The following is a 13,783-nucleotide window of genomic DNA, read 5'->3' as shown; positions in this document are numbered from 1 at the left end:
GTCAAATCCTCACTGAACCGCGGCCGCGGGCGCGTTCAACAAAACGATCGCAGCGGTCACCAGCATGTTGATCAGGGTCAGCGGCAGGCAGAATTTCCAGCTGAAGTCCATCACCTGGTCGTAGCGTGGGCGCGGGATCGAGGCGCGCAGCAGGACGAACAGCATGATGAAGAACGCGGTCTTCAGGGCGAACCAGACGAAGGACAGTTGCGGCAGGATGCCGAACGGACCGTGCCAGCCACCGAAGAACAGCGTTACCAGCAGCGCCGAGATCAGGATGATGCCGATGTACTCGCCAACGAAGAACATGCCCCATTTCATGCCGGCATATTCAATGTGGTAACCGTCGGCCAGTTCCTGTTCCGCTTCCGGCTGGTCGAAGGGGTGACGGTGAGTCACGGCCACGCCAGCGATGAAGAAGGTACAGAAGCCGAAGAACTGCGGAATGATGAACCACAGGTTCTGGGCCTGGTACTCGACGATGTCGCGCATGTTGAACGAGCCGGCCTGGATCACGATGCCCATCAGCGACAGGCCCATGAACACTTCATAGGACACGGTCTGGGCCGAGGCCCGCAGACTGCCGAGCAGGGCGAACTTGTTGTTGCTCGACCAACCGGCGAACAGCACCGCGTACACCGAAAGACCGGCCATGGCGAAGAAGAACAGCAGGCCGATGTTCAGGTCCGCCACGCCCCAGGTCGGGGTGATCGGGATGACCGCGAAGGCGATCAGCAAGGCGCTCATGGCCACGACCGGTGCCAGGGTGAAGATCACCTTGTCGGCAAACGGCGGGGTCCAGTCTTCCTTGAAGAACATCTTGATCATGTCGGCGGCGATCTGGAACATGCCGAACGGGCCGACGCGGTTCGGACCGTAGCGGTCCTGCCACCAGCCGAGCAGGCGACGTTCGACGAAGCTCAGCAACGCGCCGCAGACCACCACGGCCAGCAGGATCACGATGGCCTTGAGGACCGTCAGGATCACCGCGATCACTTCAGGGGTGAACCAGCTCATTGCGCTGCCTCCTGCAGACCGTCGACAGTCTTGCCGAAAATCGCCGGTGGAATGCCCGCCAGGCCAGCCGGCAGTGCCACCAGGCCGGCGCCCAGTTCTTCATTGATGCGCAGCGGCAGACGCAAGGTCCGGCCCGCAACGTTCAGGCTCAGCAAGGCGCCATCGTTGACGCCCAGGCGATCGGCTTCGGACTTGGCCAGCGACACGTAGGCCGCCGGGATGCGCTCCTGCACCGGCTCGGCCTTGGAAGAGTTCTCTTCACTGCCGAACAGGTGATGGAACGGCACGACCTGCCAGGTGCCCGGTGCCGGATTGAAGGCGCGTGGCACGCTGGCGAACCAGCCGAGGCCATCGCCCTGGCTTTCGATCAGGCGGGTGCCCGGATCACCGGCGCGCAGGTGACCGCCGACTTCGTCCTGGAACTTGTTCCAGGCTTGCGGCGAGTTCCAGCCCGGCGACCAGGCGAACGGCACCTGGGAGCGCGGTTCGGCGGAGCCCGAGTAACCTTCCATGGAGAAGGCGAACGCGGTGTCCTGATCCTGCGGCATACGCGGTTCGTGCACGCTGATGTTCGCCCGCATCGCGGTGCGACCGGAGTAGCGCAGCGGTTCGCGCGCCAGCTTCAGGCCCTTGATGCGGAACGCGGCGGACGGCGCGGCGTCGACGATGCGGTTCAACTGCGGGCTGCTCGAGGCAACAGCGGCGGTGACGTGGTCCAGCTGGGTCCAGTCGATCGGCTGGTTCAGCAGGGTCGCGCGCAAGGCATGCAGCCAGCGCCAGCCTTCGTGGACCAGGATGCTGGCGTCCAGGTATTGCGGGTCGAAGACCTGGAAGAAGCGCTGGGCGCGACCTTCCTGGCTGACCAGCGTACCGTCGCCTTCGGCGAAGCTCGCCGCCGGCAGCACCAGGTCGGCGCGGTCGGTGGTGGCGGTTTTCTGATGGTCGGCGACGATGACGACTTTGGCAGCGTTCAGCGCAGCATCGACCTTGGCATTGTCGGTGCGGGTGAACAGGTCGTTCTCCAGCACCACGATGGCGTCGGCGCTACCGTCGATCACTGCTTGCAGGGCGGCATCGACCGATTCGCCACCGAGCATGGCCAGGCCGAGGCTGTTGGCTTCCGGCACGACCAGGCTGATGGAACCGTTCTTCTCGCGCAGCTTCAGGGCCTTGGCGATGTTGGCGGCGGCTTCGATCAGCGCCTTGGAACCCAGCGAGGTGCCGGCGATGATCAATGGACGCTTGGCCGCCAGCAGGGCGTCGGCGATGCGCTGGGCCAGGCCGGCGGCTTCGCTGTCCAGGCCGTCGACGGCCGGGGCGCTGGCGTCCAGGGCGTGGGCGACGGCAAAACCGATGCGCGCGAGGTCGTCCGGAGCGGCGTGGACGCATTCTTCGGCGACGTCGTCGAGCTTGGTTTCAGCGAGGCTGGCGATGAACAGCGGGTTCAGCGCGTGCTGGCCGATGTTCTTCACCGCAGCGTCGAGCCATGGCTGGACGCGCATGGCGTCGGCCATGTCCTCGGCCTTGCCTTTTACCGACTGGCGCAGGGCCAGGGCCATGCGGGCGGCGGTCTGGGTCAGGTCTTCGCCGAGGACGAACACCGCGTCGTGATCTTCGATGTCGCGCATCGTCGGCACGGGCAGTGGGCTGTCCTTGAGCACTTGCAGCACCAGGCGAATACGTTCCAGCTCGCCGGCTTCGATGCCGCTGTAGAAGTGCTCGGCGCCGACCAGCTCACGCAGGGCGTAGTTGCTTTCCAGGCTGGCCCGTGGCGAACCGATGCCGACAATGTTGCGACCGCGCAGCAGTTCGGCGGCCTTGTCCAGGGCTTCGTCCAGGCTCAGCTTGGCGCCATTGGCGAGCAGCGGCTGGCGCGGGCGGTCCTTGCGATTGACGTAGCCATAGCCGAAACGGCCGCGGTCGCAGAGGAAATACTGGTTCACCGAACCGTTGTAGCGGTTTTCGATGCGCCGCAGTTCGCCGTAGCGCTCGCCCGGGCTGATGTTGCAGCCGCTGGAGCAGCCATGGCAGATGCTCGGTGAGAACTGCATGTCCCACTTGCGGTTGTAGCGCTCGGAATGCGTCTTGTCGGTGAACACACCGGTCGGGCAGACCTCGGTGAGGTTGCCGGAGAACTCGCTTTCCAGGGTGCCGTCTTCAACGCGACCGAAGTACACGTTGTCGTGGGCGCCGAACACACCGAGGTCGGTGCCGCCGGCGTAGTCCTTGTAGAAACGCACGCAACGGTAGCAGGCGATGCAGCGGTTCATCTCGTGGGAAATGAACGGGCCGAGGTCCTGGTTCTGGTGGGTGCGCTTGGTGAAGCGATAACGGCGCTCGTTGTGGCCGGTCATCACGGTCATGTCTTGCAGGTGGCAGTGGCCGCCTTCCTCACAGACCGGGCAGTCGTGAGGGTGGTTGGTCATCAGCCATTCGACGACGCTGGCGCGAAACACTTTCGCTTCTTCGTCGTCGATGGAGATCCAGCTGCCGTCGGTGGCGGGGGTCATGCAGGACATGACGATCCGACCACGCTTGTCGTTCTCGTCGGTGTACTGCTTGACCGCGCACTGGCGACAGGCGCCAACGCTGCCAAGGGCGGGGTGCCAGCAGAAATAAGGAATGTCGAGGCCCAGCGACAGACATGCCTGTAACAGGTTGTCTGCGCCATCGACTTCGAGCTCTTTGCCGTCTACGTGGATAGTGGCCATGGTTCAAAGTTCTTCGTTGGCCCGGTGTCAGCGGGCGTGGCTAATGGAATCTTGTTGTTCGTCCGAATCCAAACAGCCTTGGTGAAAAGGCGTCATCGAACGAAAGGCGAAGGGCACGGACCCTTCGCCTTGTTAAGCGTCGTTACGCGCCGACCATGGTCGGCGTGACCACCTGATTGAGATCGCCCGCGCGGGTTGGCGCGATGCCGGCCTCGAATTCAGGGCGGAAGTATTTGATTGCGCTGCCCAGCGGCTCCACGGCACCCGGTGCGTGAGCACAGAAGGTCTTGCCTGGGCCGAGGAAACCCACCAGGCCCAGCAGGGTCTCGATGTCGCCGGGCTGGCCTTCACCGTTCTCGATGGCCATCAGCAGCTTGACGCTCCACGGCAGGCCGTCGCGGCAAGGGGTGCAGAAACCGCAGGATTCACGCGAGAAAAACTGCTCCATGTTGCGCAGCAGCGAGACCATGTTGACGCTGTCGTCCACCGCCATCGCCAGGCCGGTACCCATCCGGGTGCCGACCTTGGCGATGCCGCCGGCATACATTTGGGCGTCCAGGTGTTCCGGCAACAGGAAACCGGTGCCGGCGCCGCCGGGCTGCCAGCACTTGAGCTTGTAGCCGTCGCGCATGCCGCCGGCGTAGTCCTCGAACAGCTCGCGGGCGGTGACGCCGAACGGCAGTTCCCACAGGCCAGGGTTCTTGACCTTGCCGGAGAAGCCCATGAGCTTGGTGCCCATGTCTTCGCTGCCGTCACGGGCCAGGGATTTGTACCAGTCCACGCCGTCGGCGATGATCGCTGGCACGTTGCACAGGGTCTCGACGTTGTTCACGCAGGTCGGCTTGCCCCAGACGCCAACGGCGGCAGGGAAGGGCGGCTTGGAGCGTGGGTTGGCGCGGCGGCCTTCGAGGGAGTTGATCAGCGCGGTTTCTTCACCGCAGATGTAGCGCCCGGCGCCGGTGTGGACGAACAGCTCGAAGTCGAAGCCTGAGCCCAGGATGTTCTTGCCCAGCAGGCCGGCGGCCTTGGCTTCTTCGACGGCACGGTTCAGGTGCCTGGCGGCGGTGGTGTATTCGCCGCGCAGGAAGATGTAGCCACGGTAGGTTTTCAGCGCGCGGGCACTGATCAGCATGCCTTCGATCAGCAGATGGGGCAGTTGCTCCATCAGCATGCGGTCTTTCCAGGTGTTGGGCTCCATCTCGTCCGCGTTGCACAGCAGGTAGCGGATGTTGATCGACTCGTCCTTGGGCATCAGGCCCCACTTCACGCCCGTGGGGAAGCCCGCACCGCCACGGCCCTTGAGGCCGGCGTCTTTCACGGTCTGGACGATGTCGTCGGCAGCCATGTCGGCGAACGCCTTGCGCGCGGCGGCATAGCCGTTCTTCGCCTGGTATTCGTCCAGCCACACCGCCTCGCCATCGTCACGCAGGCGCCAGGTCAGGGGATGGGTTTCGGCCGAACGCTGGATGCGGTTGGCGGGCCCGAAGGAAGTCAGGGTCATACGTAGCCCTCCAGCAGTTTGGCGACGCCATCAGGCTTGACGTCACCGAAGGTGTCGTCGTCGATCATCAGCGCCGGTGCCTTGTCGCAGTTGCCCAGGCAGCACACCGGCAGCAGCGTGAAGCGGCCGTCGGCGGTGGTCTGGCCCAGGCCGATACCCAGCTTGCCCTGGATTTCGCTGACCACCGACTCGTGGCCGCCGATGTAGCAGACCATGCTGTCGCAGACGCGAATGATGTGGCGGCCCACCGGCTGGCGGAAAATCTGGCTGTAGAACGTGGCGACACCTTCGACGTCGCTGGCCGGAATGCCGAGGATTTCGCCGATGGCATAGAGCGCGCCATCGGGCACCCAGCCACGTTCCTTCTGGACGATCTTCAGGGCTTCGATCGACGCCGCGCGCGGGTCTTCGTAGTGATGCAGCTCGTGCTCGATGGCCGAGCGCTCGGTTTCGCTCAGGGCGAAACGGTCTGTCTGGATAAGCGTGCTGTTCATGCTTAGCGGTCCACGTCGGCCATAACGAAATCGATACTACCCAGGTACGCGATCAAGTCCGCGACCATGCTGCCTTTGATCACCGAAGGGATCTGCTGCAGGTGCGGGTAGCTTGGGGTGCGAATCCGGGTGCGGTAGCTCATGGTGCCGCCATCGCTCGTCAGGTAATAACTGTTGATGCCCTTGGTCGCTTCGATCATCTGGAAGGATTCGTTGGCCGGCATGACCGGGCCCCACGAAACCTGCAGGAAGTGCGTGATCAGGGTCTCGATGTGTTGCAGCGTGCGCTCTTTTGGCGGCGGCGTGGTCAGCGGGTGGTCCGCCTTGTACGGGCCTTCCGGCATGTTGCGCATGCATTGCTCGATGATCTTGACGCTCTGGCGCATTTCCTCGACGCGAACCAGGCAGCGGTCATAGGCATCGCCGCTGGACGCCAGCGGGACTTCGAACTCGAAGTTCTCGTAGCCAGAGTACGGGCGCGCCTTTCGCAGGTCGAAATCAAGGCCGGTGGCGCGCAGGCTCGGTCCGGTGACGCCCCATTCCAGCGCTTCCTTGGTGTTGTACGCGGCGACGCCGACGGTACGCCCCTTGAGGATGCTGTTCTGCAACGCAGCCTTGGTGTATTCGTCCAGGCGCTTGGGCATCCACTCGACGAAATCCTTGACCAGTTTTTCCCAGCCGCGCGGCAGGTCGTGGGCAACGCCACCGATGCGGTACCACGCCGGGTGCAGGCGGAAACCGGTGATGGCTTCGATCACGGTGTAGGCTTTCTGGCGGTCGGTGAAGGTGAAGAACACCGGCGTCATGGCGCCCACGTCCTGGATATAGGTACCCAGGAACAGCAGGTGGCTGGTGATGCGGAAGAACTCGGCCATCATGATGCGGATCACGTTGACTCGGTCCGGCACCGTGATGCCCGCCAGTTTTTCCACCGACAGGACGTACGGCAGGTTGTTCATAACACCGCCGAGGTAATCGATGCGGTCGGTGTACGGAATATAGCTGTGCCAGGACTGACGCTCGCCCATCTTCTCGGCGCCACGGTGGTGGTAGCCGATGTCCGGGACGCAATCGACGATCTCTTCACCGTCCAGTTGCAGGATGATACGGAACGCACCGTGGGCCGAAGGGTGGTTCGGGCCCAGGTTGAGGAACATGTAGTCCTCGTTGGCGCCGGAACGCTTCATGCCCCAGTCTTCCGGCTTGAAGCGCGCGGATTCTTCCTCGAGCTGCTGTTTGGCCAGGGTCAGGCTGTACGGGTCGAACTCGGTGGCGCGGGCCGGGAAATCCTTGCGCAACGGGTGACCTTCCCAGGTCGGCGGCATCATGATGCGGGTCAGGTGCGGGTGGCCGGGGAAGTCGATGCCGAACATGTCCCAGACTTCACGCTCGTACCAGTTGGCGTTCGGCCAGATGCCGGTCACGGTCGGCACGCTGAGGTCGCTCTCGGACAAGGCGACCTTGATCATTACGTCACTATTACGCTCGATCGACAGCAGGTGGTAGAACACGGTGAAGTCGGCGCCCGGCAGCCCCTGGCGCTTGGTGCGCAGGCGCTCGTCCACGCCGTGCAGGTCATAGAGCATGACGTACGGCTTGGGCAGGTTGCGCAGGAAAGTCAGGACTTCGATGAGCCTGGCGCGGGCAACCCAAAGCACCGGCATGCCGGTGCGGGTGGCCTGGGCGGTGAACGCCTCGGCGCCAAAGCGGTTGTTCAGTTCGACGACCACATCCTGGTCGTCTGCCTTGTAAGGCGGGATGTACAGAGCACTGCCTGTAGTCATGGTTATTTATCGCTTTCGGTCAACGTAAAGAATGAAGCCAGGTTCTCGTTTCTTCTACAGAACAGAGCTGGATCAGACTTCGTCGGGGCTGCGCAGGTTGGTGACTGCGATTCGCTGTTCGCGGCGCTGTTCCTTTTGCGACGGCATGTCGGCGCGATAGACGCCTTGATCACCGACGACCCAGGACAGTGGGCGACGCTCCTGGCCGATGGATTCCTGCAGCAGCATCAGGCCTTGCAGGAACGCTTCGGGGCGGGGCGGGCAGCCGGGCACGTAGACATCCACCGGGAGGAACTTGTCGACTCCCTGGACCACGGAATAAATGTCGTACATGCCGCCGGAGTTGGCACACGCGCCCATGGAAATGACCCACTTGGGTTCCAGCATCTGTTCGTACAGGCGCTGGATGATGGGAGCCATTTTCAGGAACGGCGTACCGGCGATAACCATGAAGTCCGCCTGGCGCGGCGATGCCCGGATCACCTCGGCGCCAAAGCGCGCGATGTCGTGGGGCGCCGTGAAGGCGGTGGTCATTTCCACGTAGCAGCACGAAAGGCCGAAGTTGTACGGCCACAGGGAGTTCTTGCGACCCCAGTTGACCGTGCTGTTCAGCACGTCTTCGAGCTTGCCCATGAAGATGTTCTTGTGAACTTGATCCTCTAACGGATCGGAAACGGTTTCCCGCTTGCCGATCGGATATTGCTCGTTAGGAGCATCGGGGTCGATCCTGGTGAGATTGTATTGCATTGCCAAAGCCTCATTGTTTCAGCTTCGCCTGCCGCTTGCGCCGAGCTTCCGGAGCCCAATCAAGAGCCCCCACCCGGTAAAGGTAGACAAGACCTGCCAACAGAATTGCTATGAAAACGAGAGCTTCGACGAATCCGGTCCAGCCGCTTTCGCGGACGGACACAGACCATGCAAAGAGAAAAAGGGCTTCGATATCGAAGATCACGAAGAGCATCGCGACCAGATAGAATTTGGCTGAGAGCCGCAAGCGGGCGCCACCGGTAGGCAGCATGCCGGACTCGAACGGTTCATTCTTGCTGCGGCCCCAGGCTTTTGACCCGAGCAGGCTCGACACGCCGAGCATGAAGGCACACAGGCCGACAACACCCAGAAGGAAAATGGCAAAGCCCCAGTTGTGGGCCATGAGTCCTGTCGCTTCGGGCATGCTGGAAATCCTTAACAGAGAGCAAAGGCCTCTGAGCTTGAAAAGAAATAACGCAGTGACGATATGTCGCAGCAATCAATCGCGGTGATTTTATGGCTAAACACCGGGCAAGTAAAATTCCTATAGCGAAATTATTTATTGGAATAAGGACATAGCGCGCCTCCACGACCTCGCGAGCCCGGCCCCGTGGGGATTGGCCGTCGAATGCACAATGGAATTTCGTTTTGGATGTAACAATGAAAACGCCCTTCAAATGATAATTATTATTGTTTGGCCTGTGATCGCCGTATGGGCTCGATGCAACAACTGAGAACATGTCTTATATAGCGGAGACCGCAGTTGTCAGCGCCGGCCGTTTTACTCTTTTTCAGACTGCCCGTTACTGCGTTCGATCAATTTTTCTGCGTATGCACTCATTTCCCTGTGGGAGCGAGCTTGCTCGCGATAGCGGTGTGTCAGTCATCTGCATTTCAACTGGCCTGACGCTATCGCGAGCAAGCTCGCTCCCACAAAGGTAGGGGGCAGTCTGCGAAGCATAGGCAAAAAAAAGCCCCGAACCAGTCGGGGCTTCAAATCGTCGGCTTTGCGGTTAGCTTTTATTCGGTCCGCAAGGGCCGTTTACGCGTGCAATCAGTGGAACTGTTCTTCTTCGGTCGAGCCGGTCAGTGCGGTCACCGACGAGGTACCGCCCTGGATCACCGTGGTCATGTCGTCGAAGTAACCGGTGCCGACTTCCTGCTGGTGGGCCACGAAGGTGTAGCCTTTGGCGGCGTCAGCGAACTCCTGCTCTTGCAGCTTCACGTAGGCGGTCATGTCGTTGCGGGCGTAGTCGTGCGCCAGGTTGAACATGCTGTGCCACATGTTGTGGATACCGGCCAGGGTGATGAACTGGTGCTTGTAGCCCATGGCGGACAGTTCGCGCTGGAACTTGGCGATGGTCGCGTCGTCCAGGTTCTTCTTCCAGTTGAAGGAAGGCGAGCAGTTGTACGACAGCAGTTGGTCCGGGTATTCCTTCTTGATCGCTTCGGCGAAGCGACGAGCCTCGTCCAGGTCCGGCTTGGCGGTTTCGCACCAGATCAGGTCGGCGTACGGGGCGTAGGCCAGGCCACGGGCGATGGCCTGGTCGAGACCGGCGCGCACCTTGTAGAAGCCTTCCTGGGTACGGGTGCCGGTGACGAACGGCTGGTCGTACGGATCGCAGTCGGAAGTCAGCAGGTCAGCGGCGTTGGCGTCGGTACGGGCCAGAATGATGGTCGGTACGCCGGCAACGTCGGCGGCCAGGCGCGCGGCGGTCAGCTTCTGTACGGCTTCCTGGGTAGGAACCAGTACCTTGCCGCCCATGTGGCCGCATTTCTTGACCGAGGCCAGTTGGTCTTCGAAGTGCACGCCGGCGGCGCCTGCCTCGATCATGCTTTTCATCAGTTCGTAGGCGTTCAGTACACCGCCGAAACCGGCTTCGGCGTCAGCCACGATTGGCGCGAAGTAGTCGATGTAGCCTTCGTCGCCCGGGTTCTTGCCGGCTTTCCACTGGATCTGGTCGGCGCGACGGAACGAGTTGTTGATGCGCTTGACCACGGTCGGAACCGAATCCACCGGGTACAGCGATTGGTCGGGGTACATGGACTCGGCGGAGTTGTTGTCCGCGGCCACTTGCCAGCCCGACAGGTAGATGGCCTGGATACCGGCCTTGACCTGCTGCACAGCCTGGCCGCCGGTCAGGGCGCCCATGCAGTTGACGAAGTCTTTCTCGGGACGGAAGGCTGGCTTGGCGCCCTGGGTGACCAGGTTCCACAGCTTCTCGGCGCCCATTTTCGCGAAGGTGTGCTCAGGTTGCACCGAGCCACGCAGACGGACGACGTCAGCAGCCGAATAATTGCGCTTCACGCCTTTCCAGCGCGGGTTTTCAGCCCAGTCTTTTTCAAGGGCTGCAATTTGCTGTTCGCGTGTCAGTGCCATGGAAATAAACCTCGTCGCGTCTTGTATGGATGGTCGTTCCGGGCTGGAAGGTTCCAGCTCGTCAATCGCACCAATCATTGGTGTGAAGGGCTGCTCGCTGACCAGGAGGCTGGCGTACAAGTCGGTTGAGGCGGGGAGGCGACGGGATGAACGATGGGCTCGAGGGGAAAGTGAGCAGGTAGGGGCGAGCTGCGGGCGCATTCGGGCGTCGTGGGCCTTCATACGAACTCAGAGTGATGCCGGGTTACCTAGTTACGCTTCCGTCCCTCGGGACAACTTCGTTCCAGTCGCAACCTCGTCAAACACACCTTGTGGGCGGTACAGACACGAATCGGCTCGCAGGGTAGTTGCAAGCGTCGACCCGAAGGCCCTTGCCAGGGCCCCTGATTAGCGGGAGCGAGGCCATCATGCCTTCGGTTTTTTGGCTCGTCAAACGTTTTGTAGTGCTTTTTTTCAGGCACTACATCTTTGGTCTAATACGACTTATCAGTCAGTTTCTGGTGCTTCAGTTCAGCGTATCGACCTTGACCCGCAAAATCATGTCATCCCGGCCTTGGGTCGAGTAGCTGCGGGTCAGGCCTTGTTTATCGGCCTGATTCTGCCGATTCACCCCGGCCAAGGTGATCCACTCGCCCAGGCGCCCGCTGACGGTTGTGTCGGTGCTTTGCACGTTCACTACATCGGGACGTTCCTGGCTCATGCGGTCACGGTTGGTGCTGATGCTCAGATGAACGGTCTCGCCGGTGACGCTGGCCGTTACGTAAAAACCCTGGGTGACGTTGCGGTATTCGGTCTGGCTTTGCATGCGCCCATAGCCGTCGGTCTGGTTGCTGGTGAAGGGCACGCTCTGGCCCACCTGGATCAGCGCCGGCTGGCCCTCGCTGGCCTGGATCTGCTGCACGCCGCCGTCACGGCTGGCGGTGCTGCGGTTGATGATGCGGGTCTGGCTGGGTGCGGCTCCGTTGATCGAGTAACCCTGGTCGCCTTGCAGGTTGTTTTCATTGGTGTCGACCGTGATCAGCAAGCGCTTGGGAGCCACGTCGAGCTGCGCCAGGAATTGTCGAAGTTCTTCGATCTTGCCGGGTTCGGCGTTGACGATCAGTTGGTTGCCGTAAGCGCTGACCTGGCCATCCTTGCCGATGAAGTTCTGCGCCACCGGCAGCAAGTCCGCGCTGGTGCGGTAGTTCAGCGGCACGATTTCGGTAGCCGCCATGACTGACAGGCTGCAACCGAGCAGCAGGGTGGTCAGCAGGGTACGTAGGGACATGTCCATTTCTCCGCGAGACAAAAGCTGGATATTGCCAGTTTGTCGGCCCCGGGTGGGGCAAGTTGAATGGTAGACGGCAAAACGCCCCGGCATCGGTGGATGGCGGGGCGTTTTGGGCGTTGCAGGATGTTGTTGCAGGCTGCCTTTGTGGCGAGGGAGCTTGCTCCCGCTGGGTCGCGAAGCGACCCCAAAAAGCGGGGGCCGCTGCGCAGCCCAGCGGGAGCAAGCTCCCTCGCCACAGGGGTATTAGGTCGAATGACGGACCATGTCCACATGAGGAATCCCCGCTTCGAGGAACTCCTCGCTGACCACCGCAAACCCCAGTCGCTCGTAGAACGGCGTGGCGTGCACCTGGGCGCTGAGCATCTGCTGCTTGAGCCCGCGCTTCTCGGCCTCGGCGATTGCTGCGTGCATCAGCGCATCGCCGACTTTCAGGCCGCGCCAATCCTTCAGGACCGAGACGCGGCCGATATGGCCATCGGTCAGCAGGCGCGCGGTGCCGATGGGGAAGTCGCCTTCGAAGGCCAGGAAATGCACGGCGTCCTGGTCATCCGAATCCCACTCCAACTCCGGCGGCACGGATTGCTCGGCAATGAATACCGCTTCACGAATGCGCCGGATCTCGGCGTTATCCTTTTGCCAGTCTGCGACACTAACGTGAATTTTATTCATCGGCGAACCCCAGGCTACCTTGCTTGACCAATTCATGAATGAGGCCGCGACCGTCCTCGTCGGCCAGCCATGGGCCGAGGTTTTCGATGTGCAGCGCGTCGGCGGCACAGATCATCTTCAACAGGTCGCGCAATTTGCCCGGCAAATAACGGCTCTGGCCGCTGGCGAACAGCAACAGGTCTTCATCGACTTCCGACCAGGCCAGGCGAGCGCTCGGGTTGCGAATGATCACTGCGCCCTGTTCCAGGCCGGCCAGCAGATCGTCCTCTTCCAGCTCCGGGCCGACGACCAGTTCCGGATAGCGCGGCTCGGTCATGAACTGGCCGAACCAGGTCAGCAGCAGGCGCTCGTCGCTCATGTGCTCGGCCAGCAGGCCCTTGAGTCGGTCCAGGGCGTCATGCTGGATCTGATGCGGATCGGCGACAGGCCGCGCATCGGCGTCGGTGTAGCGCTCTTCGTCCGGCAGGAACTGGCTGAGGAAATCGGTGAAATGGGTCAGCACCTCGGCGGCGCTCGGTGCGCGGAAACCCACCGAATAGGTCATGCAGTCATCCACGGCGACGCCGCAGTGGGCCAGGCGCGGCGGCAGGTAGAGCATGTCGCCAGGTTCCAGGACCCATTCCTCGGTCGCCTCGAAATCGGCGAGGATGCGCAGGTCTGCATGGGGCAGCAGCGGGCTTTCGGAGTTGCACATCTGGCCGATTTTCCAGTTGCGCTTGCCGTGGCCCTGCAGCAGGAACACATCGTAGTTGTCGAAATGCGGGCCGACGCCGCCACCTGGGGCAGCGAAGCTGATCATCACATCGTCGATGCGCCAGCTCGGCAAAAAGCGGAAATGCTCCAGCAGCTCGCTGACTTCCGGTACGAACTGGTCGACCGCCTGCACCAGCAGGGTCCACTCGCGCTCCGGCAGTTTGCTGAATTCGTCTTCGGCGAACGGGCCGCGACGCAATTCCCAGGGACGCTCGCCGTGTTCGATCACCAGGCGTGACTCGATCTCTTCCTCAAGCGCAAGGCCGGCCAGTTCGTCGGCGTCGATCGGGCTTTCGAAGTCAGGAATGGCCTGGCGGATCAGCAGGGGTTTCTTCTGCCAGTAGTCGCGCAGGAACTCCCGTGCCGTGATACCGCCCAGGAGTTGCAGTGGAATGTCAGAATTCATGTGTAACCTATTGAAAAAATATACTTTTCAGACGCGAATAAAAACGCCCGG

At 61.9% G+C, this 13,783-nt stretch carries 11 protein-coding genes; all 11 read right to left on the bottom strand.

The genetic code is table 11. The features are described from left to right. Positions 1–9: 9 nt before the first annotated feature. Positions 10–1,017: an NADH-quinone oxidoreductase subunit NuoH gene (gene nuoH, locus J3P94_RS17730; RefSeq protein WP_434569026.1), complete on the bottom strand. Its 1,008-nt coding sequence runs from the start codon at positions 1,015–1,017 to the stop codon at positions 10–12. After that, positions 1,014–3,728, bottom strand: coding sequence for an NADH-quinone oxidoreductase subunit NuoG (gene nuoG / locus J3P94_RS17725; RefSeq protein WP_434569025.1), 2,715 nt, complete (start codon positions 3,726–3,728; stop codon positions 1,014–1,016). Before nuoG ends, nuoH begins: the two co-directional genes overlap by 4 nt. 142 nt (positions 3,729–3,870) lie before the next feature. Beyond that, positions 3,871–5,229 (bottom strand): NADH-quinone oxidoreductase subunit NuoF, encoded by a 1,359-nt coding sequence (gene nuoF, locus J3P94_RS17720; protein WP_434569024.1) that lies wholly within the window; start codon positions 5,227–5,229, stop codon positions 3,871–3,873. Further along, positions 5,226–5,723 (bottom strand): NADH-quinone oxidoreductase subunit NuoE, encoded by a 498-nt coding sequence (gene nuoE, locus J3P94_RS17715; RefSeq protein ID WP_003180060.1) that lies wholly within the window; start codon positions 5,721–5,723, stop codon positions 5,226–5,228. Before nuoE ends, nuoF begins: the two co-directional genes overlap by 4 nt. Before the next feature lie 2 nt (positions 5,724–5,725). Continuing rightward, positions 5,726–7,507, bottom strand: coding sequence for an NADH-quinone oxidoreductase subunit C/D (gene nuoC / locus J3P94_RS17710; RefSeq protein WP_434569023.1), 1,782 nt, complete (start codon positions 7,505–7,507; stop codon positions 5,726–5,728). 72 nt (positions 7,508–7,579) lie between these two features. Beyond that, positions 7,580–8,254 (bottom strand): NuoB/complex I 20 kDa subunit family protein, encoded by a 675-nt coding sequence (locus tag J3P94_RS17705; protein WP_186609323.1) that lies wholly within the window; start codon positions 8,252–8,254, stop codon positions 7,580–7,582. A gap of 10 nt (positions 8,255–8,264) precedes the next feature. Then, positions 8,265–8,678, bottom strand: a complete 414-nt coding sequence (locus tag J3P94_RS17700) for an NADH-quinone oxidoreductase subunit A (protein ID WP_030141323.1) — start codon at positions 8,676–8,678, stop codon at positions 8,265–8,267. Positions 8,679–9,308: 630 nt separating this feature from the next. Further along, positions 9,309–10,634: an isocitrate lyase gene (aceA, locus tag J3P94_RS17695; RefSeq protein WP_014337679.1), complete on the bottom strand. Its 1,326-nt coding sequence runs from the start codon at positions 10,632–10,634 to the stop codon at positions 9,309–9,311. A 505-nt stretch (positions 10,635–11,139) separates the two neighbouring features. Next, positions 11,140–11,901: a secretin N-terminal domain-containing protein gene (locus J3P94_RS17690; RefSeq protein WP_434569022.1), complete on the bottom strand. Its 762-nt coding sequence runs from the start codon at positions 11,899–11,901 to the stop codon at positions 11,140–11,142. A 246-nt stretch (positions 11,902–12,147) separates the two neighbouring features. Continuing rightward, complete coding sequence (locus J3P94_RS17685; protein ID WP_434569021.1) at positions 12,148–12,573, bottom strand: GNAT family N-acetyltransferase; 426 nt, start codon at positions 12,571–12,573, stop codon at positions 12,148–12,150. Then, the gene (locus J3P94_RS17680) at positions 12,566–13,732 is read right to left on the bottom strand and encodes a JmjC domain-containing protein (RefSeq protein ID WP_434569020.1); all 1,167 of its coding nucleotides are present in this window, start codon (positions 13,730–13,732) and stop codon (positions 12,566–12,568) included. The genes J3P94_RS17685 and J3P94_RS17680 overlap by 8 nt, the downstream gene beginning before the upstream one ends. Positions 13,733–13,783: the final 51 nt, after the last annotated feature.

The sequence above is a fragment of the Pseudomonas sp. Z3-8 genome (assembly GCF_051131975.1).
Classification (GTDB): domain Bacteria; phylum Pseudomonadota; class Gammaproteobacteria; order Pseudomonadales; family Pseudomonadaceae; genus Aquipseudomonas.
The sequence above is the reverse complement of the archived record's forward strand: the minus strand, read 5'-3'. Positions and strand labels throughout refer to the sequence as shown.

Coding starts and splice junctions, on each gene's coding strand:
- nuoH (WP_434569026.1), bottom strand. CDS start 1,017: ATGAGCTGGTTCACCCCTGAAGTGATCGCGGTGATCCTGACGGTCCTC.
- nuoG (WP_434569025.1), bottom strand. CDS start 3,728: ATGGCCACTATCCACGTAGACGGCAAAGAGCTCGAAGTCGATGGCGCA.
- nuoF (WP_434569024.1), bottom strand. CDS start 5,229: ATGACCCTGACTTCCTTCGGGCCCGCCAACCGCATCCAGCGTTCGGCC.
- nuoE (WP_003180060.1), bottom strand. CDS start 5,723: ATGAACAGCACGCTTATCCAGACAGACCGTTTCGCCCTGAGCGAAACC.
- nuoC (WP_434569023.1), bottom strand. CDS start 7,507: ATGACTACAGGCAGTGCTCTGTACATCCCGCCTTACAAGGCAGACGAC.
- J3P94_RS17705 (WP_186609323.1), bottom strand. CDS start 8,254: ATGCAATACAATCTCACCAGGATCGACCCCGATGCTCCTAACGAGCAA.
- J3P94_RS17700 (WP_030141323.1), bottom strand. CDS start 8,678: ATGCCCGAAGCGACAGGACTCATGGCCCACAACTGGGGCTTTGCCATT.
- aceA (WP_014337679.1), bottom strand. CDS start 10,634: ATGGCACTGACACGCGAACAGCAAATTGCAGCCCTTGAAAAAGACTGG.
- J3P94_RS17690 (WP_434569022.1), bottom strand. CDS start 11,901: ATGTCCCTACGTACCCTGCTGACCACCCTGCTGCTCGGTTGCAGCCTG.
- J3P94_RS17685 (WP_434569021.1), bottom strand. CDS start 12,573: ATGAATAAAATTCACGTTAGTGTCGCAGACTGGCAAAAGGATAACGCC.
- J3P94_RS17680 (WP_434569020.1), bottom strand. CDS start 13,732: ATGAATTCTGACATTCCACTGCAACTCCTGGGCGGTATCACGGCACGG.